The 23,516-nt window shown below is 43.2% G+C and carries 17 protein-coding genes; 5 read left to right on the top strand and 12 right to left on the bottom strand.

What is annotated here, in order from left to right:
• Positions 1 to 129 precede the first annotated feature (129 nt).
• From parC to nudF, 6 genes are all read right to left on the bottom strand, one after another.
• The gene (parC, locus tag C9J48_RS20290; RefSeq protein ID WP_006228329.1) at positions 130 to 2,400 is read right to left on the bottom strand and encodes a DNA topoisomerase IV subunit A; all 2,271 of its coding nucleotides are present in this window, start codon (positions 2,398 to 2,400) and stop codon (positions 130 to 132) included.
• 136 nt (positions 2,401 to 2,536) lie between these two features.
• Positions 2,537 to 4,420 (bottom strand): DNA topoisomerase IV subunit B, encoded by a 1,884-nt coding sequence (parE, locus tag C9J48_RS20285; protein ID WP_006228330.1) that lies wholly within the window; start codon positions 4,418 to 4,420, stop codon positions 2,537 to 2,539.
• Between the two features lie 121 nt (positions 4,421 to 4,541).
• Entirely contained in the window at positions 4,542 to 5,120 is a 579-nt protein-coding gene (gene yqiA / locus C9J48_RS20280) for an esterase YqiA (RefSeq protein WP_006228331.1), read from the bottom strand.
• Positions 5,121 to 5,945, bottom strand: coding sequence for a 3',5'-cyclic-AMP phosphodiesterase (gene cpdA, locus C9J48_RS20275; protein ID WP_006228332.1), 825 nt, complete (start codon positions 5,943 to 5,945; stop codon positions 5,121 to 5,123).
• A 31-nt stretch (positions 5,946 to 5,976) separates the two neighbouring features.
• Complete coding sequence (locus C9J48_RS20270; RefSeq protein WP_081450062.1) at positions 5,977 to 6,405, bottom strand: DUF1249 family protein; 429 nt, start codon at positions 6,403 to 6,405, stop codon at positions 5,977 to 5,979.
• 95 nt (positions 6,406 to 6,500) lie between these two features.
• On the bottom strand, positions 6,501 to 7,133 hold the full coding sequence (gene nudF, locus C9J48_RS20265) for an ADP-ribose diphosphatase (RefSeq protein WP_006228334.1): 633 nt from the start codon (positions 7,131 to 7,133) through the stop codon (positions 6,501 to 6,503).
• A 254-nt stretch (positions 7,134 to 7,387) separates the two neighbouring features.
• Between nudF and tolC the strand changes: the two genes are divergently transcribed.
• Complete coding sequence (tolC, locus tag C9J48_RS20260; RefSeq protein WP_006228336.1) at positions 7,388 to 8,674, top strand: outer membrane channel protein TolC; 1,287 nt, start codon at positions 7,388 to 7,390, stop codon at positions 8,672 to 8,674.
• 160 nt (positions 8,675 to 8,834) lie between these two features.
• Here the strand turns inward: tolC and hldE are convergent, their stop codons facing one another.
• From hldE to C9J48_RS20245, 3 genes are all read right to left on the bottom strand, one after another.
• Positions 8,835 to 10,265 (bottom strand): bifunctional D-glycero-beta-D-manno-heptose-7-phosphate kinase/D-glycero-beta-D-manno-heptose 1-phosphate adenylyltransferase HldE, encoded by a 1,431-nt coding sequence (gene hldE, locus C9J48_RS20255; protein WP_006228337.1) that lies wholly within the window; start codon positions 10,263 to 10,265, stop codon positions 8,835 to 8,837.
• 160 nt (positions 10,266 to 10,425) lie between these two features.
• The gene (gene glnE / locus C9J48_RS20250; protein ID WP_006228338.1) at positions 10,426 to 13,299 is read right to left on the bottom strand and encodes a bifunctional [glutamate--ammonia ligase]-adenylyl-L-tyrosine phosphorylase/[glutamate--ammonia-ligase] adenylyltransferase; all 2,874 of its coding nucleotides are present in this window, start codon (positions 13,297 to 13,299) and stop codon (positions 10,426 to 10,428) included.
• 187 nt (positions 13,300 to 13,486) lie between these two features.
• Positions 13,487 to 15,088: a methyl-accepting chemotaxis protein gene (locus C9J48_RS20245; protein WP_006228339.1), complete on the bottom strand. Its 1,602-nt coding sequence runs from the start codon at positions 15,086 to 15,088 to the stop codon at positions 13,487 to 13,489.
• Between the two features lie 182 nt (positions 15,089 to 15,270).
• Between C9J48_RS20245 and C9J48_RS20240 the strand changes: the two genes are divergently transcribed.
• Positions 15,271 to 16,062: a potassium channel family protein gene (locus C9J48_RS20240; RefSeq protein WP_006228340.1), complete on the top strand. Its 792-nt coding sequence runs from the start codon at positions 15,271 to 15,273 to the stop codon at positions 16,060 to 16,062.
• Positions 16,063 to 16,155: 93 nt separating this feature from the next.
• Here C9J48_RS20240 and C9J48_RS20235 read toward each other — a convergent pair whose 3' ends face one another.
• Positions 16,156 to 17,673 (bottom strand): CYTH and CHAD domain-containing protein, encoded by a 1,518-nt coding sequence (locus C9J48_RS20235; protein WP_006228341.1) that lies wholly within the window; start codon positions 17,671 to 17,673, stop codon positions 16,156 to 16,158.
• A 185-nt stretch (positions 17,674 to 17,858) separates the two neighbouring features.
• Between C9J48_RS20235 and C9J48_RS20230 the strand changes: the two genes are divergently transcribed.
• The 3 genes from C9J48_RS20230 to C9J48_RS20220 all read left to right on the top strand — a co-directional run bounded on the left by C9J48_RS20230 (position 17,859) and on the right by C9J48_RS20220 (position 20,570).
• Entirely contained in the window at positions 17,859 to 18,539 is a 681-nt protein-coding gene (locus C9J48_RS20230) for a TIGR00153 family protein (protein WP_006228342.1), read from the top strand.
• Between the two features lie 31 nt (positions 18,540 to 18,570).
• Positions 18,571 to 19,839 (top strand): inorganic phosphate transporter, encoded by a 1,269-nt coding sequence (locus C9J48_RS20225; RefSeq protein WP_006228343.1) that lies wholly within the window; start codon positions 18,571 to 18,573, stop codon positions 19,837 to 19,839.
• Between the two features lie 113 nt (positions 19,840 to 19,952).
• A complete protein-coding gene (locus C9J48_RS20220) occupies positions 19,953 to 20,570 on the top strand; it encodes a TIGR04211 family SH3 domain-containing protein (RefSeq protein ID WP_006228344.1) in 618 nt (205 codons plus the stop codon).
• Between the two features lie 85 nt (positions 20,571 to 20,655).
• Here the strand turns inward: C9J48_RS20220 and C9J48_RS20215 are convergent, their stop codons facing one another.
• Both C9J48_RS20215 and C9J48_RS20210 read right to left on the bottom strand, forming a co-directional pair.
• On the bottom strand, positions 20,656 to 21,603 hold the full coding sequence (locus tag C9J48_RS20215; RefSeq protein ID WP_006228345.1) for a general secretion pathway protein GspB: 948 nt from the start codon (positions 21,601 to 21,603) through the stop codon (positions 20,656 to 20,658).
• Positions 21,603 to 23,270: an ExeA family protein gene (locus C9J48_RS20210; RefSeq protein ID WP_036802300.1), complete on the bottom strand. Its 1,668-nt coding sequence runs from the start codon at positions 23,268 to 23,270 to the stop codon at positions 21,603 to 21,605. The genes C9J48_RS20215 and C9J48_RS20210 overlap by 1 nt, the downstream gene beginning before the upstream one ends.
• Positions 23,271 to 23,516 lie beyond the last annotated feature (246 nt).

Here is a 23,516-nt window from a genome sequence, read left to right as displayed (position 1 = left end):
TGTATTAATTGAACATAAACCTATTTACACGACTTTCTAGCAAACGAAACTGTTAACTGACAGACAAATAAAAAGAACAAACCCTCCATGATGAAGGGTTTGTATATAGATTAATTTCTCTAATCAGGCTTATTCAGGACTATCTGACGCCTGTGCTGTAGAGGTGATTTCCAAGCGGGTAACATTTTGAAGACCACGAGGCAGCATCGTGCCTCGGCGACCACGTTCACCACGGAAGTTATCAAGATCACTTGCTTTTAAGCCCATCTTTCGCTTACCAGCATGTATCGTGACTTGCTCTCCTTGTGGTAACACAATGAGTTGTGACAAGAACTCTTCACGCGACTTAGAACGAGCCGATGGAATATTAATGATCTTATTTCCCTTCCCTTTACCTAATTGCGGTAAATCTTTGATTGGGAATAACAACATTCGGCCTTCATTGGTAATCACTAAAATCTCATCGGTATCAAGATTCGAGATAGGCTGTGGAGCCATCACTTTTGCTTTTTCTGGTACTGTCAGTAACGCCTTACCACTCTTGTTCTTCGAGACCATATCGGTACTCTTACAAATAAAGCCATAACCCGCATCAGAGCCCATTAGCCACATCTGTTCATCATCGGCCATAAGTACTTGCCGAAGATTAGTACCTGGGGTTAAATTAAGTCGCCCTGTTACTGGCTCACCTTGGCTACGAGCCGAAGGCAAAGAGTGCGATTCCAACGCATAGCTACGACCATCAGAACCAATTAAAATCGCCGGTAGGTTACTCTTACCACGCGCATGAGCTAAGTAGTTATCGCCTGATTTATAACTCAAGCTTGTTGGGTCAACGTCATAGCCTTTCGCATGACGAATCCAACCTTTCTCAGACAATACAACCGTAATGGCTTCGCTTGGGATCAAATCTCGCTCAGTTAACGCTTTTGCTTCTGCTCGCTCAACCAATGGAGAGCGACGATCATCGCCATACTTCTCTGCATCGGCTTGAATTTCTTTTTTAATTAGAGTGCTTAAGCGGCGCTCTGACCCTAGAAGTTTCTCAAGATAATCACGCTCTTTGGCGAGCTCATCTTGTTCACCACGGATCTTAATTTCTTCTAATTTTGCCAACTGACGCAGTTTAATTTCTAAAATGGCATCCGCTTGAATAACGCTAAGTTCAAAGCGAGACATTAGCTCCGCTTTGGGGTTCTCTTCATTACGGATGATCTCAATAACTTCATCAATATTAAGATAAGCCGCGAGTAAACCTTCCAAAATATGTAAGCGCGCAACCACTTTATCTAAACGATACTGTAGACGACGGCGCACTGTTGAACGGCGGAAAACCAACCACTCAGTGATGATCTCAAGTAAGCCTTTCACCCGAGGACGGCCATCAAGACCCAACATATTAAGGTTTACACGGAAACTTTTTTCTAAGTCTGTTGAAGCAAACAAGTGGTTCATTAATTGTTCGCTATCAATGCGGTTTGAACGCGGCACAATAACGATACGGGTTGGGTTTTCGTGATCAGACTCATCACGCAAATCTTCAACCATTGGCAATTTTTTGGCTCGCATCTGGTTCGCGATTTGTTCTAATAACTTCGCACCAGACACTTGGTGTGGCAATGCAGTAATAACAATATCGCCATTTTCTTTATGCCATATCGCACGCATTCGAATACTACCACGACCACTTTTATACACTTTCTTTAGATCATGAACTGGGGTAATAATTTCTGCTTCAGTTGGATAATCCGGCCCTTTAACAAATTCCATTAATTCATCAAGATCAGCTTTCGGATTATCAAGTAAATGCACGGCTGCGTTGGCCACTTCACGAGCATTATGAGGTGGAATATCTGTCGCCATACCAACGGCAATACCCGTTATTCCGTTTAGCAAAATATGCGGTAAGCGCGCCGGTAACATTTTCGGCTCATTCATGGTGCCATCAAAGTTTGGCACCCAGTCAGCCGTTCCTTGCCCTAATTCGCTCAGTAGCACCTCTGAAAAGCGCGATAAGCGTGATTCGGTGTAACGCATTGCCGCAAAGGATTTAGGGTCATCAGGTGCCCCCCAGTTGCCTTGACCGTCAACAAGCGGATAACGATATGAAAATGGCTGAGCCATTAATACCATTGCTTCATAACAAGCAGAATCACCGTGCGGGTGGAATTTACCGAGTACATCACCAACAGTACGCGCTGACTTTTTATATTTAGCCGTCGCATTTAGACCCAGCTCAGACATGGCGTAAATAATACGACGTTGAACCGGTTTCAAGCCATCGCCAATGAATGGTAAGGCACGATCCATGATTACATACATGGAGTAATTTAAATAAGCGTCTTCGGTAAACTTCCTAAGCGGAAGCTGTTCTACGCCATCCATTGAGACATCAGTCATCGTGGGTTAATCCGTTTAATATATTTATTTTTACGGGCTGTTTGAGCACTACAAACGTACTCCAACAACCCATAAACTCAATCTTATGCATGCCGACACACAATAAAAACGTTATTAAAAGCTAGGTCTAATCAAATTAGACTTCTGCCATATCGCCTTTATCTTGCAACCAAAAACGACGGTCTTCTGCACGCTTTTTACCTAGCAGCATATCCATCATTTCATTGGTTTTTGTATCATCATCAATCGTTAACTGCACCAAACGTCGTGTATTTGGATCCATTGTTGTTTCACGCAATTGCAGTGGGTTCATTTCACCCAGACCTTTGAATCGCTGAACGTTCACTTTGCCACGCTTGGTACTTAAGCGATCCAAAATACCGTTCTTTTCGTCTTCATCCAGTGCGTAATACACTTCTTTAGCTAAATCGATACGGTACAGTGGCGGCATTGCAATATACACATGCCCAGCACGTACTAAGGTTTCGAAATGCTTCATGAACAAAGCACACAACAAGGTTGCGATGTGTAACCCATCGGAGTCGGCATCGGCAAGCACACAAATTTTACCGTAACGTAAGCCGCTAAGATCATCGCTGTCTGGGTCAATACCCAAAGCAACAGAAATATCATGCACTTCTTGTGATGCCAGCACTTGATCAGCAGACACTTCCCAAGTATTTAGAATTTTACCGCGCAATGGCATGATCGCTTGGAACATACGATCACGAGCTTGCTTCGCTGAACCGCCCGCCGAATCACCTTCCACTAAAAAAAGCTCGGTGCGATTAAGATCTTGTTGAGAACAGTCGGCCAATTTTCCTGGAAGAGCTGGTCCTGAAGCGATTTTTTTACGAACCACTTTTTTGCTGGCACGCATACGTCGATGCGCATTCGCAATACACGTTTCTGCTAGTTGCTCTGCAAGTTGTGGTCGTTCGTTCAACCAAAGGCTAAAGGCATCTTTTACAACACCAGACACAAAGGCTGCACATTGACGCGATGACAAACGCTCTTTCGTTTGCCCTGCAAACTGAGGATCTTGCATTTTAACCGATAGAACATACGCACAACGATCCCAAATATCATCGGCCGTTAATTTTACACCACGTGGTAGTAGATTACGGAATTCACAGAACTCACGCATGGCATCTAATAGACCTTGGCGTAAACCGTTAACATGCGTGCCGCCTTGCGCGGTCGGAATTAAGTTAACGTAGCTTTCGGTGATTAATTCACCGCCTTCTGGCAACCAAAGCAACGCCCAATCAGCCGCTTCAATTTGGCTGGTAAATACGCCAACAAAAGGCTCTTCAGGTAGCAAGGTATACCCTTTTACACCTTCAAGCAGGTAATCTTTTAATCCATCTTCGTAGCACCAACGAACGGTTTCATCAGCAATTTTATTGGTGAAAACAATCTCAAGCCCTGGACATAAAACCGCCTTGGCTTTTAAGACACTTTTTAGCCGTGTAACCGAAAATTTAGCGCTATCGAAATATCTAGCATCAGGCCAAAAATGCACACGTGTACCTTTCGCACGACGTCCACAGGTACCAATCACTTCAAGCTCTGATACTTTATCGCCATGTTCAAATGCAATTTGATAAATTTGACCATCACGTTTTACGGATACTTCAACACGTTTAGACAAGGCATTTACAACAGAAATACCTACCCCGTGCAAACCACCAGAAAACTGATAGCTATCATTCGAGAATTTCCCTCCCGCATGCAGCTTACATAAAATAAGCTCAACACCAGACACACCTTCTACAGGGTGAATGTCTACAGGCATACCTCGGCCATCATCGATCACTTCGAGTGACTGGTCAGCATGAAGGATCACTTCTACTTTTCGGGCATGACCTGCCAGCGCTTCATCGACGCTGTTATCAATTACTTCTTGACCAAGGTGATTAGGCCTAACCGTGTCGGTATACATACCTGGGCGGCGGCGTACTGGCTCAAGGCCATTTAGAACCTCAATGGATCCGGCGTTATAGCTTTGCTCTGTCATATTACGGAAGGCTACTAGAAATTTGGCAACAATAGTCAGTAACCTCGGCTTAGTTGTCAAGCGGAGGTCAACGGTAAAACTCACAATTGTGAGTCGAACTATAACCTTAAATTATTTATGGCTATAGCTTTAAGAATTGAATTACATCGGCAGGAAAGCGTTCAAAATCAACAAAACTGTGGTCACCATCAGGCTCCACTGTTTGTTTACTCGCGGCATATTTATCTACAGCTTGGCGATAATCTAAGACTTCATCACCCATTTGTTGTAACAACCAAAAGTGTTTTGGATCAGCAAGTTGTTTAACATCCATGGCTCTCAACTCATCAATATGCTGAGGCTTCAGCCAATACTTTTCACTGGTATAAGGATTTACTTGTTCACCAAGATAATCTTGCAGTAGTTCATAAGGCTTTACCGCAGGATTAACCAATACAGCAGGAAGCTGATGACGACTATTTAACCATGTCGAAATATATCCACCTAATGAGCTACCGACTAAGCCTATCGTATAATCTTGCTTAAAGTTGCTAACTAAATCATCAATAAATTTGGCGGCTTGTGCTGGATAGCAAGGCATTTGCGGGATCTCAACACGGATATCGGGTCGATGTTGCTTACAGTACTCTGCCATTACCTGCGCTTTTAATGACAAGGGAGAACTATTGAATCCATGGATATAAAGCAACAACGGTTTCATTTAATAGCCTGCTGAATTAAACAAGGGAATAAAGCGTCTACCTTGTAAGCGACAAACATCAGTATTTAACTGCCCTTCTCGGGTTAATTCAAGGTAACGCCAACCAGGGTTAGTTTTGTCTAAAGCAAAATCATTTGAATCAGGTAAAAACTGAATACAAGTTGACGGTGTCGCAAGCACACGCACGCCATGATATATACAATCAAGTTCTTGATGGATATGCCCACACAAGACTGCACTCACCTTAGGGTACTTATCAATGATTTGCCAAAAGGCTTCATTATTGTGCAGCTGATGCTGATCAAGCCAAGCACTGCCCGCCACTAATGGATGATGATGCAATAATATTAAAGCATGACGTTCTGGGTATGCCTTTAACGTAGCGTCCAGCATTAACAATTGTGCTTCACTTAGCTCACCATGCGGTACACCCTGAACTTGGCTATCAAGTAATATTACCTGCCAATAATCCCCTGCAAGCACTTGCTCACACGATTTAATTTGTGGCGATGGCAAAACAGAGTGCATAGCAGGCTGATAATCATGGTTACCTGGCAACCAAAAACAAGGTTGAGACCAGCGGGAAATACCATCTGAAAAATGCTGATAAGATTCATCAGTATGATCTTGTGAGATATCACCTGTTGCTACAATAGCTTCAAACGGGCGTGCGGAAGCATCTACAGCGTCTATCACTGCATTAAAACTATCTTTAGTTGCCACCCCCAACAAACAACCTGACTCATCTGCAAATAGATGAGTATCAGTTATTTGAAGTAGAACCACACTATTAGGGTTCGTTTGTGGCAGAGAATACTTCTGCAAAACGTCAAAAACCTTGTCTATTCTAATTCAATTAACAAATTGATTGCTTCCTGAGCCCATTCTTGAGGCAATAGGTCAGCCAATCTCCCAAAAAGCGATTAACTTGATGTTTTTCATCTTTTTGATACATACGTAAATTGGGATAATCATACCGTGGCTTAAGTCGTGAAATCTGCTGAGCAGAACACACTTCCGCCACTTTTGCATCGTGATATAACCTTACTGTTAAACGCGGCACTAAGTATTCCATTGCATCTGTTTCATTATGCAACCATAAGCAAATTACTGTGGTATAGCGAGTTGACTCAGTAATTTTAAGTCGATACTCATGTTCAAAAACTAAATACGCGCATTCATCTCCGACGTCATCACTTTTGGGCAATAATGGAAGAAGCTTCGCATAATTGGTTTCATACAAACGCATTAAACCCGTGAGATCAACAGTATATCGCTTATTCAAACGGTGTCCTTAGACCACTGAAAGTGCAATCGATTTGGTTAATATCATTCAGAACTACTTCGCCAGCACAATCCAAAATTAGCTCGCGACATTGACTATTTACTTTGCAAACGTAAGTAGTTCAGCTGCAACCATTGTAGCGCAATGATCGAGGCTGCATTCTCAATTTTTCCCGACTCTACCCACTGATAAGCTTCTTGTCGTGTTATCACATGAACGCGAATATCTTCACCTTCATCAATAAGGCCATGAATCCCTTGTGCTTGCGTACTATCAACACGACCAACAAAGACATCCAATGCTTCAGAACAACCACCAGAGCTAGATAAATAACGTGTCACTTTTTCTAAATCAGTCACCGTTAAGCCAGCTTCTTCTACCGCTTCGCGACACGCAACATCGTGAGCGGATTCACCAGGCTCAATAATGCCTGCAACAATTTCTAACTGCCACGGTGTAAATTCAGCCACCATCGCGCCAATACGAAATTGTTCCAATATCACGACTTTGTCTTCAATGGGATCATAAGGCAGCAATGCCGCAGCGTGACCACGTTCGAATAATTCACGATCAAGTGGTTTACTCCAACTACCATCAAACAATTTATGTCGTAAGCGGTATTTCACCATGTTGAAAAAGCCGTTATATACTTTCTCGGACGACAAAATTTCAACATCATCCTTGGTATAAAAAGGTTGGTTTTCACTTAAAGGCACTTTTTGGGTCATCCATGCTCTCCTTTATCCCCTATCTTTTCATTCAAAAGGGTCAGCAGCAATGATCAAATTCAACATTTATCATAAATTTTGTGAATTTTTTTAAGTAATCATTCCTAGTTGGATAGTTTACAATCACATATGATTAAATAAACAACTATATATTAAGTAAAACTACGTAATGATCAGTTCCTAGTAAGCTTACTTAAGGTACACTGATTCTTTGCGTATATTTTTATCTTTTATCAGGACCAGGAAAGGCATCCATGAAAAAATTGCTTCCGCTCATTATTAGCGTTGCGCTTGGCAGTTTCAGCCAAACGGCACTGGCTGATGATCTTGCTAACATCTACCAACAAGCAAAACAAAACGATCCTCAGTTATTAAGAGCGGCTTCAGATAAAGATTCTGCTTTTGAGGCAATCAACTCATCGCGTAGTTCACTTCTGCCACAAATTAATTTAACGGCTGGATATAACGTTGCGACTTTAGATGGTGATTCTGATGGTTTTAACGGTGGTTTGAGCCTTAGTCAGTCTATCTATAATCGCTCTAGCTGGATAAATCTCGATATTGCAGAAAAAGTGGCCCGCCAAAGCGATGCCTCTTACGCCGCATCACAGCAAAATTTAATCTACCGTGTCGCACAATCTTATTTCGATGTGCTTAAAGCAATGGATGATCTAGAGTTTGTTCGTGCTGAAAAAGCCGCGGTAGGTCGTCAATTAGAGCAAACTAAGCAACGTTTTGAGGTTGGTCTATCTGCGATCACTGACGTGCATGATGCTCAGGCTCAATATGATAGCGTATTAGCTGATGAAATTCTGAATGAGAATGCACTAATCAACAGCTACGAAGAAATTCGTGAGATCACGGGTCAAGAACACACTAACCTAAATATCTTAGATACGGCACGTTTCTCTGCTAGCGCACCACAATCGAACGTTGAAAGCTTGCTACAAGATGCAGCCAATGAAAACTTAACCTTGCTAACATCGCGTATTTCTCAAGATGTTGCACGTGATAATATTTCACTTGCTGAATCTGGTCACTTACCAACATTATCATTTGATGCGGGTTACAACTACGACGATAAAATTACTGGAACCGATGAAGGTACATTAACAGCAGGTATCAATTTAGATTTACCTGTATATACCGGTGGTAGAACAACGTCTGAAGTAAAACAGGCACAGTTTAACTATGTGTCTGCGAGTGAAGATTTAGAAGGTTCATACCGTGGTGTTGTAAAAGATGTACGAGCTCTTTATAACAATATAAATGCCACGATTGGTGCTATCCGTGCTTACCAACAATCTGTTATTTCAGCTAAATCAGCACTAGAAGCAACTGAAGCTGGTTTTGATGTAGGTACACGTACTATTGTTGATGTTCTTGATGCGACACGTCGTTTATACGATGCAAACCGTCAACTATCAAGCTCTCGTTACCAGTACATCATCAGTCAAATTCAGCTAAAACAAGCGGTTGGTTCATTGAACGAACAAGACATCATTGATGTTAACAAAGGCTTGATTGCAGCCAAAAAATAATCTTATCGTTCGCATTGCTTCTATCGAGTAGTACTTCACAGTAGGTAGTGCAACGATACAGATATAAAAAAAGCGCCATACTCTATGGCGCTTTTTTATGCTTCAATTCTAGCAAGTGGAATCAAAAACCAATATTTATCCAGAGTGAACCAGAATAGTATTAACCTTTGCCGCCACGAATCGCTTCAATGATCTTACTGGTAGAACAGCCATCTTCAAAACTCAGAACACGCACTTCGCCACCAGCAGCAACAACCTCTTTTCCGCCCGCAATATCTTCAGGTTTATAATCACCACCTTTAACCAGCAGACTTGGTAATATCTCACTGATTAAACGCTGTGGCGTCTCTTCCGTAAATGGAACCACCCAATCAACAGCACCTAAGCCCGCTAATACAGCCATACGACGATCTTCTGGGTTAACTGGACGACCAGGACCTTTTAGACCTTGCACTGAGCTATCAGAATTCACCGCAACAATTAAACGATCACCTAATTTAGCGGCTTCCGTTAGATAAGCGACATGACCCGCATGCAAGATATCGAAACAACCATTGGTCATTACAACCTTTTCACCACGTTTTCTTGCTACTGATACCGCTTGCTTAAGATCTGCTTCAACAATCACACCGTAGCCACTATCTTGGCTACCATAAATAGCTTCAGTCAGTTCAATGGTTGATAGTGTCGACGTGCCTAACTTAGCGACCACGACACCTGCCGCGGCATTGGCTAGCTTACAAGCATCCGCTAACGACTTCCCCGCAGCAACAGAAGAAGCTAATACTGAAATTACCGTATCGCCAGCACCTGTTACGTCATAAACTTCCTGAGCAAGTGTCGGCAGATGTAAAGGCGCTTGTCCTTTCTGTAGCAAGGTCATGCCATGTTCACTGCGTGTAACCAATAGCGCTTCAAAATCAAATCGTTCGATCAGCTCAAAACCTTTTGCTACTAGTTCATCATCGCTCGTCACTTTACCAGCAACAAGTTCGAATTCAGATAGATTAGGGGTTAATAATGTGGCGCCACGGTAGCGTTCAAAATCGGTACCTTTAGGATCGATAAAGACGGGCTTACCCGCTTCACGTGCTAGCTTAATCATGGCACTGACATGCTCCAGTGCACCTTTCGCATAATCAGACAAGATAACCGTTTTTACATGCGTTAAAGATTGCTCTAAACGCGGCAGAATAAGGCCCTTATCCACACCATGGAAACCTTCTTCAAAATCTAACCGGATCATCTGCTGCCCACGGCTCATTACACGCAATTTGGTAATGGTTGGGTAATCAGGCAACGACACAAAATCACACCGTACATCTAGCGAGGTCAGCTTTTCATTTAAGGCTTTCGCTGGCTCATCTATCCCTGTTAACCCAACTAAATGAACATGCCCACCTAAGGCGGCAATATTCATTGCAACGTTTGCAGCACCACCAGGGCGTTCTTCGATCTGCTCAACTTTGACTACAGGTACTGGCGCTTCAGGCGAAATACGCCCAGTGGGTCCATACCAATAACGATCAAGCATGATGTCTCCAACAACCAGAACACTAGCTTGATCATAATCAGGAAGAGTCAGTTTCATTTTTATCTCCGGGATAGTGAAAATCGCCAAATACTAACATAAAGTGAAAATGCCTTACATTACGGCGGTTTAAATACACTTAGTTGGCTTTGACCAAAAATAAGGGCTATTAATTTATTTTAAGCATTCATTAAGGTAATGATTTTTTAATAAAAACGTATTATTCATCACTACTTGGTACCAAGTATTCTTGCCAAATCTGCTGTACAGTTTCACGCTCAGTGACAAACTGTGATTCATCAACATAAGCGGGTAATCCAAGTAAGTTCAAACGGTGAATATCATCACGCATCACACAATAGGCTTGCTTCAATGCCGATGCTTGAGGCAAGCTCAATACTTCACATTCCGCCATAGTATCAAAAATACGAACATTATCGGACCAGCGTGTTAAATAAGGTTCAATATGTGAATGTTGTAGTACCAAATATTGCGCTAAAAACTCAATATCAGTAATACCGCCTTTATCTTGTTTTAAGCCAAACATACCGGCTTTTTTACTGCCTAAATGCTCGCGCATTTTATGACGCATGCTCACTACATCAGCCTGTAGTGGTTGGGGAGCTCGAGGTTGAGTTAGAATGCGTTTTCGAACATCAGAAAAAGCATCGAATAATGGTATATCGCCATAGATCATTCTGGCACGCACTAATGCTTGATGTTCCCATGTCCATGCTTCTTTTTGTTGGTATTCATCAAAAGACTCAACAGTACTTACCAATAAACCAGAGGCACCTGACGGGCGAAGGCGTATATCAATTTCGTATAACACCCCAGAAGATGTTCGCGTCGAAAACAAATGCACAATACGCTGCGCTAGCCTTAAATAAAACTGACGTCCATCAATCTCTTTTTTACCGTTGGTATAAACATCGGCAGGGCAATCATGTAAGAAAACCACATCTAAATCAGAACCGTAACCTAACTCCCAACCGCCGACTTTTCCGTAGCCAATAACACCAAAACCTTTGCCATTACGATCAACTAAATGGGTGGGCTCACCATACTTCTCGGCCATTTGTAACCAAGCTTGGTTCACCACTGCTGTGATAATTGCCTCAGCAAGGTATGTAAGGTGATCACTCACCACCATCAAGGGCAACGCACCCGCTATATCAGCTGCTGCAATGCGTAATAATTGCGCTTGCTTATACTGACGAATAGCCTCCATTTGTTGCTCCATATCTTCTTCAGGGATACGAGCAAGGTATTCACGTAACTCATCACCATATTGTTCCAATGGGGTTGGGTTATATAAATGTTGAGGATCTAATAGCTCATCAAGCAAAATCGGATATTGCGTTAACTGCTCTGCCACCATCGGGCTCGCAGCACATAATCGAATTAATTGCCCTAATGCTGCAGGGTGCTCGCCAAGCAACTCAAGATATGTGGTCCGGGTTGCAACACGCACAATTAATTTAGTCACTCGCGCCAGTACGGCCGAAGCATCAGGACGTGGAACAATACGAGATAAAACGTCAGGCATCAGCTTTGCGAGGACTTCTCGCCCTCTAGGCCCTAACGTGCGCTTCGATAATTCCGCTTTCATCCCCAATATGGTGCTAACTTGGCTAGCGGGATCTGCCGCATCGAGTTCTGCCATAATACTCAGCAGAACATCTTCATTTTTCGCCATTGCCCACATTTCATGGTATTGCTCACTAACAGAGCACCCAGCGTCATCCTCTTCAGTACCGATAATATCGTCAAACACCTGATGAACCCTACTCATATGTCGCTCTGTCGCTTCAAGCAGGGCTTGCCAATCGGCGTAGCCCATCGCAAACGCTAAGCGTATTTGATCTAATGGCTTATCGGGTAAGGTTTGGGTTTGTTTATCATCAATTGCTTGTAGTAAGTTTTCTAGCTTTCTTAAAAAGCAGTAGCCCTGCTCAAGGTGCTCAATCTGTTTTTCTGGCAGTAATGCCAATTGCTTCATTGCAGCCAAGGTTTCCAATAAGCCACGACCACGTAAACTTGGCTCTCGTCCGCCGCGAATGAGCTGGAATGACTGGGCAATAAACTCAACTTCTCGAATACCACCCGCACCTAACTTTATATTATTACTGAGACCACGACGTCGCACTTCGCTGCTGATCATGGATTTCATGCGACGCAATGCTTGAATGGCACTGAAATCAATATAACGACGGAAAACAAAAGGACGTAACATTTGACGTAACTCTTGGTATTGGGTAAAGCTTTCACGCCCCATTACACGCGCTTTGATCATCGCATAACGTTCCCAATCTCGCCCTTGCTCTTGATAATAATCTTCTAGTGCCGCGTAGCTCATCACTAAAGGACCACTGTCGCCAAATGGGCGTAACCGCATATCAACACGATAACAAAAACCATCATAGGTTGGCTGATCAAGTGCCTTTATTAAACGCTGACCTAAACGGGTAAAGAATTGGGCATTTGCCATGCTACGGCGACCACCTACCGTTTCACCGTTTTCGGGGTAAGTGAAAATAAGATCAATATCAGAAGAAAAATTGAGCTCTCCACCACCTAACTTCCCCATCCCAAGCACCAACATCGGCTGCGCTTCACCTGCAGAGTTTGTAGGCGTACCCCATTCTTTACAGCATTGATTATAAAGCCATTGATACGCTTCCATAATAAGGGCTTCAGCAAGCTCAGAGAGATGTGTAAGGCTTTGCTCTAATGTGGACTTATTCGTGAAATCGCGCCACGCAATCCACACCATTTCTTGGCGTCGAAAGGCGCGTAATTGACGCATTAACCCGACATCATCTGCCGTGGCCGCTAACTTTATTTCAAGTTGTTGACGGTATTGCTCTGCGTGCTCTTTATCATCAAGATGTTCGGATAACCAAGGTAACAATTGCCCATCGCACACTAAGGATGATGCAATAAAATCACTTAAACCAATCACGGTTTCAAGTTCATTTTGACGCTCTATTGGCCACTGAGACAAGAGTTCAGGATGGGCTTGTTGAAGTTTATCTAACGCTTTGGTTGCGGCTATAGACAATAATTCAGGTCGCTCTAGGTGTTGAGTCATCGCAGTTCCTTTGATCCTTTTTCCTGATGAGCTTATCGCTCACGCCATTGTTATCACCAAATTGTTATCGCCAATAAGAGAAAGCTCGGGGATATACTAATTACGATACCACAAAGAAACGCCCACCTAGAGGTGGGCGCTTTATAAAAACATTGAAGATGAGTGCTTTCTCACTACTCGATAATTTTTACACTTTAAATGCTTGGATCTTCCCTTCCAAATCATTAGCGTAAGCTTGCATCGTGTCTGATGTTTCTGACAGCTCACTTACAACCGTCACGGAGGCTTCAACCAATTCACGAACATTGGTTAAATTTTGATTCATCTCATCAGCTACTGCCGTTTGCTGTTCAGCAGCCGAGGCTATGTGGAAGTTCATGTCATTGATTTTTTGCACTTGCTCAACGATTTTATCTAACTCGCCGCCAGCTCGAGTCACTAAATCAACCCCTTCAGCAGCTTCTACAACACTTTGTTCCATCAAATCAACCGCTTGATTAGCGCTGCTTTGTAATTGAGAGATCATCTCTTGAATCTCAACCGTGGCTGTTTGGGTTCGCTGTGCCAAGTTACGCACTTCATCTGCCACAACCGCAAAACCGCGCCCGGCATCACCCGCACGTGCCGCTTCAATAGCTGCGTTCAATGCCAGTAAGTTAGTTTGCTCGGAAATACCTTGAATAGTAACAATAACGCTGCCAATTTGATCAACACGTGCTTCCACTTGATTTACCGCACTAGCCGATTGCGTAATATCTTGAGATAGTTGATTAATAGTAACGATGGTTTTCGAGACAAACTCTTGCCCCTGTGCCGCTTGCTCAGAGGTACCTTCAGTGGTATTTGATGCATCACGAGCATGCTCAGCAACTGTTTGTACCGTCGAGGTCATTTCACTCATTGCAGAAGCAAGTTGATCAATTTCAGTAAATTCTTCTTTGGCCGATTCTTTCGTTTCCACCATACTGATCGACATAATCTCGGCCAAGCAAGACAGTTCTGCTGATGTTTCACGTTGATTACCCATCACATCACGCAGTTGCACCCGCGTTCGTTCAAGCTCACGCGCCAAATCGCCATATTCATCATTGCAATCCATGTTGATCGGTTGAGATAAATCACGATCGGCCAACTTTTTAATGCTATCGGCTAAATACTGTGTCTGGCGTAGCATCACACTGGAACCACCCAATAAAATGGCCATGAATGCCACAATCATTAAACCCGTTTGCCAAGCCACCTGAGTAAGAAAACCATTGTAGTAACCATCAGCGACTGACGCAGACTGCGATGCAACAACCAACCAGTTCCACTGAGGTAATTCAATCGCATAGTCAAAACGAGCCTGATCGTTAAGAACAATAGAACCTGCACCAGTATGCTGTGAAAAATACCGCGCTAAAGAGATACCTTGATCAGTGATATCCGTTAAATTACTGATAGAACGGGCCGTAGGATGACCAATCACCTTTCCAGTATCACGCTCAACTAAATAGAGGTATGCGCCTTCTTGCCAGCTTGCAGCTTGTGTATTAATTATTTGCTCTGCCATTGCCTTGCCGCTTTCGCCTTGGGCAAGAAAACTATTTAATAACGCAGCGTTCGCTTGGGCTAACTCTTCAGAACGATCTTGTTGAATCTGCACAACTGACTGATGAAAGGTATTTGCATCCCATAATTGTTTACCAATCAGTAGCAACGTACTGAATACCATTAACAATACGAGCTTAGGCACAAGACGTATATTTGTTAATCCTTTTTCCCATGGTTTGAACACCATCTTGGTCATTTGGTATCTCCCTATTTAATTGTGCACTGGCTTCAACGATCTCAGTTGTTTATAGTGATAGCGACATCATGCCCAACAAACCGATTGCTTTACCCATTGAATCGAAAAAGCCTGAATTATTTCAAAGCTCAAAAAAACTATAGCTATATTAACTATCGGCAGCAGATTGTGAAGATTAAATAATGAAAAAGATCGACGGCGTCAAACATGAGTTGCATCCAATGAGCTTGATGGCTTTAATATTATCTTTCATGTCGTTAGCGATTGTGACCAGTTTAATATTTATTCCGCAAACAGATGATGTTTACAGACTATTTCTGGGCATTGATACATTTATCTGTTTAATGTTTTGGAGCCAATTATTGACCGATTTATGCCGTTCTAAGCAGAAAATCAACTACCTTAAAACCCATTGGTTAGACTTCATTGCCAGCATTCCAATCATTGAACCTGTTCGCTATATTCGCGTATTACAAATATTTCGCGTATTACGGCTAATCCGTTCTAGCCAGCAAGTGTTGGCTCATATCCGAAGTAATCGCAGAGAAGCGACCGTCGCCACCATTTTTTTATTAATTACGGTACTTGTAACTGTCGGTTCTGCGCTGATATTAATTTTAGAAGGTAGCGACCCTAACGCTAATATTCACTCTGCTACTGATGCAGTATGGTGGGTATTTGTAACCATTTCGACCGTAGGCTATGGCGACCACTATCCCGTTACTATTTCCGGTAAATTATTGGCTGCTGTAATTATAATCTGTGGGGTGGGTCTGTTTGGTATGGTGGCAGGTTTAGTCAGTTCTGTGATTACTGGCCCACAAAAACAGAAAGAAACGAATGAAAAAAAACGAAAGAAAGAATGGCAACAAATGCTCGAGTCACAAACGCGACTGATTGAACGATTAGAAAACTTAGAGTCTCGCCTGAATAACAATACGAGCCTTGAGCACCTCGAAAAACATAAAAAGTGAGCATAAAAAAGCGCCCAACAATAGGCGCGCTTCTTTTATGTGATTTCAAATGTGAGCATAACAATCAGACATGACGTTTAGCCAAGCTATTGTTTATGGCCAGTACGGAGTTAATTCAATCCCCATTTGACGCGTCTGATCCATCGCATGGATCAATGATTCTTCTTTACGACTCAGCCATTTTTCAATCTGAGCTTGATCTTCTTCATCGCCTTGAAGGACCACAAGAGAACGAACCACATCTAGTTGATGGAGATCTTCAATACCTTGTAAAAGGTCTTGCCATGGCATTCTAAAGTACGAGCGTTTACCTTCATCATACAGCTCAGCAAAACACATACCGCTCATCAAATTACGTAATAACCGGGGTTGTTGATCAAAATAATCAATCCGATTTAATTCACGAGAAGAAGGGAAAACATCTTGTAGCTCTTCCCATGAACGAGATAACGCACTATCAGAAAACGGTTTAATATTATCCGCTAATTTATTCCGCATTTTGTCATCAAGGAATGGCTGCCAACCTCGACTTAAAATCCAGCGGCTTAAATCAAGCAGTAAACCGCAATATCGTGCAGATTGTAATAGCTGCAACATATCACTGGCAGTCGGTAGCGCTTCAAAGCGAGCATCCAACTGCTGAAGTAATGGTTTACGGGTATTTAATTTTTTCAGTAAACTCCCTTTTTCTGCCTGAATTGCCACAATATTTGACGCTTCATTTAACCACTGAAGTTCACCTTCAAGCCACTGTAATTCTTGTCGAATTAATGCACTCGCACGGCGAGGGATCACGCCACCAAAAACAACAAAGGCTTGTCGAATTAAACTTAAGGCATTTTTAAGTTCGCTAAGCGCGGCTAGATCATGACACTCAGCAAAAATCTGCTCATGATAATGCCAATGCCCTAAAGCATGTTCTAACGTATTTACGAAAACCGTTTCAACTGAGTCTTGAGGTTCAACATTCACAAAGGTCAACGCTTTAACATCATCGCCCTCATACCCCGCAGCAAGGCGGTAACCTCGTGCCGCTTTACTTAAATTACCCAGACGCATACCGCCTTCGGTACAAAGCTCGCGAGCTAATGTAAACAAAGCATCGGTTTGACCAGAAATCAGTTCTAACTCAACTTCACAGATGGGAGTCGTTTGGCCATTGGCACTAACATGCCCCTGATCAAAAGCCAATTCAATCTGACTACCATCAGGCATTGCAACCAACCATTGTTGACGCTCAAAATCAGTTGAAAATAATGGCTGAAGTTGCTGTTGAATATCGGCAACATCTACACTTTCTGGCCATGCATCGACCGGATGTAAAGTAAGATCAGGTATCGTGCTATTGGTTTCAGCGTTGTATTCCGGACGCTGATGCAAACCCGCAACAACACGACCCGCCGTTTTTAGTGTCTGAACATATACGTCATCATAGCGACGAATACGCAAGCCTATATCGTGCTGTCGCAAAATTTGCTCGGGTGTGTCGAAGTAGACGTTGCCAAGCATGCGGCTGCTTTGCTGCAGTATTTTCGATTCAGATATTTTGCGCAATAAATGACTCGAAAATTCCGGCGAAACGAAAAGCTTCAGTTCTATCTCAGTTTCCATAGTTATACCTATAAACAGTGGCAAACCAAGGATATTTCCTTATGCGCTTGGGGGCAAGTGAGAAATATCAACAAAACCTTGATCAAAAGTGGTTCCCCTATACTTAGTTATACGTTAACATGCGCGCCTCAATGACCATCGCTCAAGAATTCGCCATTTAAGGCACTCTCTCAGGTTGATCGGCTATGCCAGTAAATACAATTATGGGGCTCTTTGCTAAATCCCCAATGAAACCACTGCAACGTCACGTTACTCGCGTAAATGAATGTTGCGATTTGCTTATACCATTCTTTGAAGCATGTAATGCTGGAGACTGGGACAAAGCGTCTCACTTACGTGAACAGATTTCGCAACTTGAAAAAGATGCGGATGTATTGAAGCGTGAGATCCGTCTAAAGCTTCCTCGTGGCCTTTTCATGCCAGTCGACCGTACTGACATGTTAGGACTTCTTACTCAACAGGATAAACTAGCCAATCTATCAAAAGACATCGCAGGTCGAGTCCTAGGTCGTAAGCTACAAATCCCTGCCGTTATGTATCCTGATTTCGTCGCATACGTCCAACGCTGCCTTGACTCAGCTGACCAAGCTCGTCGAGTGATCAATGAATTGGATGAACTGCTAGAAACAGGCTTCAAAGGCAGAGAAGTAACGCTTGTTGCCGAAATGATTAATCAGCTTGACGTCATCGAAGATGACACTGACACCATGCAGATTATCTTGCGCCAACAGCTTATGTCTATCGAAGACCAATATAACCCGGTAGATGTAATGTTCCTTTATAAAATTCTCGAGTGGGTTGGCGGTATCGCTGATCAGGCACAACGTGTCGGCTCGCGATTAGAAATCATGCTGTCGCGCTCTTAAGCACGAGAATTTAAAATAACAAGGTTTTACAATGGAAATCCTGGCTAACTACGGCACCATTCTTATTTTGGTGGCGGCTATCTTCGGTCTTTTGATGGCGATTGGTATTGGTGCAAATGATGTTGCCAATGCTATGGGTACTTCAGTAGGTTCAAAGGCACTTACCGTTAAACAAGCAATCATCATTGCGATGATTTTTGAATTCGCAGGTGCTTACCTTGCGGGTGGTGAAGTAACAGATACTATCCGTAAGGGTGTTATCGACATGTCGTTTTATACTGATCAACCAGAAGTTTTGGTTTACGGTATGATGTCAGCTCTTCTTGCTGCTGGAACATGGCTACTGCTAGCTTCTTATATGGGCTGGCCTGTATCAACAACACACTCAATCATCGGTGCTATCATTGGTTTTGCGTGTATTTCGGTTGGTACTGAAGCTGTGGATTGGCACTCGGTTCAGGGCATTGTCGGTAGCTGGCTTATTACTCCTTTAATTTCAGGTCTCTTTGCTTACCTGATCTTTATCAGTGCTCAGCGCCTCATTTTCGATACTGATAACCCCTTGATAAATGCCAAGCGTTTTGTCCCTGTTTATATGTTTATCACTGCGATGGTCATTGCGTTGGTAACAATTACAAAAGGGCTAAAACACGTTGGATTACATCTATCAAGTGGTGAAGCTTGGGCGGCATCGGCTGCTGTATCTACTCTGATTATGATTTTTGGTTATATCTATATCAGTAAAAAATACACTGACGATGGTAGCTCAGTTGATAGCAATGGCTATGCTGGCGTAGAACGCGTATTCAGCCTATTAATGGTTGTTACAGCGTGTGCGATGGCATTTGCTCATGGTTCCAATGATGTAGCTAATGCGATTGGTCCTCTATCTGCGGTTGTATCAACCGTTCAGAATATGGGACAAATTGCAGAGAAAACAACAATAGCATGGTGGATTCTACCATTAGGTGGTATCGGTATTGTTATTGGTCTAGCAACAATGGGACACAAAGTAATGGCCACCGTTGGTACTGGTATTACAGAACTAACACCAAGTCGAGGCTTTGCTGCTCAGTTAGCAACAGCATCAACCGTGGTATTAGCATCTGGTACAGGCTTACCAATCTCTACAACACAAACGTTAGTTGGTGGTGTAATTGGTGTTGCTTTCGCCCGTGGTATTGGTGCGTTGAACTTAGGTGTCGTGCGTAATATCGTCGCGTCTTGGGTTATAACGTTACCTGCTGGCGCCCTACTTGCTGTTGTTTTCTTCTACATCATGCAAGCTATTTTTGGTTAATCGTGACTCAGGTTCAAAAGAGGGAGGCTTTGCCTCCCTCTTTTCTTGCACCTAAGGCACAAAGTTTTTAGTATCTGTGCTCTTAAAGAATACGGCTCCTCAAGGATCAAATTGTGAAGCATCTAATTAGCATTTTATTATTAGCTTGCGCTGTTGTTACAGCTCCTGTGCAAGCTGAGCAAGTTCGTTATATTTCGGACAACTTATTCACTTACATGCACAAAGGTCCAAGCACTCAATTCCGTATTATCGGTAGTGTGAATGCGGGTACCAAAGTAGCATTACTGGAAACCAACAAAGAAACGGGCTTTAGCCGCGTTACCGATGACCGTGGACGCTCCGGTTGGGTAAACTCAGACTTCGTTTCTCGTCAAGTTGGCTTACAAGCTCGTGTACCTGCGCTTGAAAGTGAATTAACAGAAGTAAAAGCAGCGCTTGCTGAAGCGACAAAATCAAGCGATGAGCAAAATGCAGGTTTGAAAAATTCACTGGCGCTACGCAATACTCAAATCAGTGAAATGGAAGAGAAAAGCATTAAAATGAATGATCAATTAACGGCATCTCAAGCCGAAATTCGTGAGTTACGTGCGAAGATTGACACTCAGAAAGATGACCTACTCATGAAGTGGTTTACGTATGGCAGTATGGTGGCTGGTTTTGGCTTGCTACTTGGTCTAGTACTTCCACATATTATTCCACGTCGCCGTAAGCGTAATAACGGCTGGGCATAATAATAGATTTCCTTATAAAAATGGCAGCCTATGGGCTGCCATTTTTTTTATCTATTAACGGTATACCCAAACTACCTCAAAACACTTACCACTCAGAAAGCGCTGGCATCGAAACTAAATAACCATCAAATGCCAACACAACTTGCCGTGGATCAATTCGGTAGATTTTCACACCATCAGCGATCTCGTCACCTTCAAACACCTCTCGACCATTCACTTTCACCCAACGGCTTTCTGGCGTTGATGAGTAAATATGCTGCTCAAAATTCAGTGACGGTAAGCGCTCCTGAACGGCAACAGGCAATTGACCAAGAGGCACAATGGCTGGTTCAGGGTTAGTTTGCGGCACTGCTCGTCTTTCTGTAGGTTCGCTATCGTAATACGGCATCTCATCTGTTGCTGCAATAGCCGACTTCAACTGCTGAGCAAGCTGTGGTGATAGACCAGACAAATCAAGGTTATCCAATTGTAAAAGATCAGTCTCAGCTAATGCTGAACGATCACGACTTGCACTTTCATTGGTATAACGTTCAGCCTCCTGTCGAGATACAGGAACGCTTGCTGGTCGAGTGTCGGTCTGAATCTCAGCATAGGCTGGTTGAGCTAAATATTGGCTATCACCTAAAGGTAATGGCTCTGTCACTAACTCTGGATAGGCTAAAAACACAAATTGACCGTCTGCGCTGCTTACCCTTGCCGGCTTAACCTTTACCGGTTTAATCGCCGCTACGCTCTGTATCGCACGCTCAGGGGCAATAACGCGCACTTCCTGAGGCTGAGTCAGTGGTGCAAGCGGTTGTGCCGTAAGCTCGGTTTCAGAAGACATTTGTATCTTATAACCGACGATCAATACGGCCGGTAGAATAGCTATCACCAACGGCAGTAACCAACTGGGTACTTTCGGTGTCAGTTTATCTTGTTTTAATGAATGTACCACCGCATTGCCATGAGGCACTTGATGAGTAACAGGCTGAGATTGTTGTGCTGAGTGTCCTTGCTCTGACTGCTCTATCGCGTTCAACAAATTGGACATTAGCTTCTCTCCGGTTGCAATGTCGGGCCAGGCAGATTCAACGCAGAATCAAGTACCATTAGCGTCAAAGGACCCGCTATACCATCTGCAGCTAAATCTTGCGATCGCTGAAAACGACGCAATTTATCTAATACCGATTGACCAAAATAATCAGAATGAGTTTGAGTTTCTCCTAAAAAGGAATTGAGTTGCTGACTAAGCCATGCAACACGTGGCCCTTGCTGACCATAACGAATGGTTGTTTTACTGCCATGAGGAGGACGCCACAATAAGGTATATTCACCCTGCCAGTGTTGCTCAAACCACTCGGGTTTAACTGCAATCCGTTCTCCACCAAATAATAACTCAATGCGCTTTGCTGTAACGGCATAAACAACAGCATAAAACGTTTTTTGTTGGTTATCTTGTAAAGTCACCATCGCTGGGCGATTGATTAAACCTAATCGATTTAGATCAGTATTACCTTGATGGCAAGTCAATTGAATTCGTTGGCTCGTCGTACAATTCGCTTGGTTAAGCGCGGTGTCAAACCCCCACAATTGATAAAGCGATTGCATGGCTTGTCGTTCATGTCGACTTTGCGTTATCGCCGCTTGAAGACGTTCTACCGGTGTCGCCACTTTAACAATCTCAATCTCTTCAACAGATTCAGCACGAACAGGAGCGGGTTCGCTCACTTGAACGGTAGAAGCGGGGACTGTTGTTACAGTCGCTGTCGCGATAGAACCGTCTTCCTGCTGACTGCTCCAATACCAGCCACCACCAGCGAGTAGAACAGCTACCAGCGCTGTCGTTCCCCATCGAATGAATCCTGTTGGTATTGTGGCTGAGGAATGACGATTCGCTTGGGTAGCAGGTAATTGCCAACTAAGCACATCATCACATGCCTGAGTCATCATCACTTTGGTAACTTGGTGACGTGAATGTTGACACGCTCGCAGCATCGCCTTATCACAGACAAGGTTAATCAATCGTGGAACCCCGCCCGTTGCTTTTGCAAGCTGACGAACAACGGAAGCGTCAAATACAGGGTAGAGACAATTTACCGCACGTAAACGGTAATTCACATATTCACTGACTTCATCAGCGGTTAATGGAAGTAAGTGATAGCGAGAGGTTATACGTTGAGCCAATTGACGAAGGTTGTCTTGTTGTAACAAATATTGCAATTCAGGCTGCCCGATCAATACTACTTTCAGCAACTTACGGCTATCCGTTTCTAAATTAGTCAATAACCGTAGTTGCTCCAGCACATCAGACATTAAATGCTGAGCTTCATCAACTAACAGTAAAGTTTGCTTTCCTTCACTGTGATTCTTCAATAAATGTTGATAGATAGTGTCTGTTAAGACTTTAAAGCTCGCATTGTCCACATAACTCAACCCGAGCTCATCACAAATAGCAGCTAACAAGTCATGAGCCGACAAAGCAGGGTTAAGAATAACCGCCACTTGTGTTTCTTGGGTTAAGCGAGAGATTAATGCACGTAATACCGTTGTTTTCCCTGTTCCCACTTCGCCCGTTAATAGCGCAAAACCGCCACCATCAGACAGCCCTGCCAGCATATGAGTGAGAGCTTCCCTGTGTCGCTCGCTTAAATAAAGAAAGCGAGCACTTGGAACAATCGAAAATGGCGTTTCAGTTATCCCGAAAAAATCCTTGTACATGATTTATACTCTGCACCTAAATAGACTTAGTTCATAATCCGACACGGTTCTCTTTTATAAGTTCGATAACGCCGCTAGAAAGGCGTTAATTCTAATAATGCCTTCTGTAGATGCGTTATATCAATGTGTAGAACGTGAATGGATCGTTAATATTCAAATAGTTATTGCTGTGTTCTAATAAAGCAAAAGTACCTTTGATAGATACTATTGTATACCTTAAGGATTCAATGACACTACCAAGGAAGC

This window comes from Photobacterium profundum, assembly GCF_003026285.1.
Taxonomy (GTDB): domain Bacteria; phylum Pseudomonadota; class Gammaproteobacteria; order Enterobacterales; family Vibrionaceae; genus Photobacterium; species Photobacterium profundum.
This window is presented reverse-complemented; position numbering and strand designations above follow the sequence as displayed.

Coding starts and splice junctions, on each gene's coding strand:
- yqiA (WP_006228331.1), bottom strand. CDS start 5,120: ATGAAACCGTTGTTGCTTTATATCCATGGATTCAATAGTTCTCCCTTG.
- hldE (WP_006228337.1), bottom strand. CDS start 10,265: ATGAAACTGACTCTTCCTGATTATGATCAAGCTAGTGTTCTGGTTGTT.
- nudF (WP_006228334.1), bottom strand. CDS start 7,133: ATGACCCAAAAAGTGCCTTTAAGTGAAAACCAACCTTTTTATACCAAG.
- C9J48_RS20240 (WP_006228340.1), top strand. CDS start 15,271: ATGAAAAAGATCGACGGCGTCAAACATGAGTTGCATCCAATGAGCTTG.
- C9J48_RS20215 (WP_006228345.1), bottom strand. CDS start 21,603: ATGTCCAATTTGTTGAACGCGATAGAGCAGTCAGAGCAAGGACACTCA.
- C9J48_RS20210 (WP_036802300.1), bottom strand. CDS start 23,270: ATGTACAAGGATTTTTTCGGGATAACTGAAACGCCATTTTCGATTGTT.
- parE (WP_006228330.1), bottom strand. CDS start 4,420: ATGACAGAGCAAAGCTATAACGCCGGATCCATTGAGGTTCTAAATGGC.
- C9J48_RS20245 (WP_006228339.1), bottom strand. CDS start 15,088: ATGACCAAGATGGTGTTCAAACCATGGGAAAAAGGATTAACAAATATA.
- C9J48_RS20230 (WP_006228342.1), top strand. CDS start 17,859: ATGCCAGTAAATACAATTATGGGGCTCTTTGCTAAATCCCCAATGAAA.
- C9J48_RS20225 (WP_006228343.1), top strand. CDS start 18,571: ATGGAAATCCTGGCTAACTACGGCACCATTCTTATTTTGGTGGCGGCT.
- parC (WP_006228329.1), bottom strand. CDS start 2,400: ATGACTGATGTCTCAATGGATGGCGTAGAACAGCTTCCGCTTAGGAAG.
- C9J48_RS20235 (WP_006228341.1), bottom strand. CDS start 17,673: ATGGAAACTGAGATAGAACTGAAGCTTTTCGTTTCGCCGGAATTTTCG.
- glnE (WP_006228338.1), bottom strand. CDS start 13,299: ATGACTCAACACCTAGAGCGACCTGAATTATTGTCTATAGCCGCAACC.
- tolC (WP_006228336.1), top strand. CDS start 7,388: ATGAAAAAATTGCTTCCGCTCATTATTAGCGTTGCGCTTGGCAGTTTC.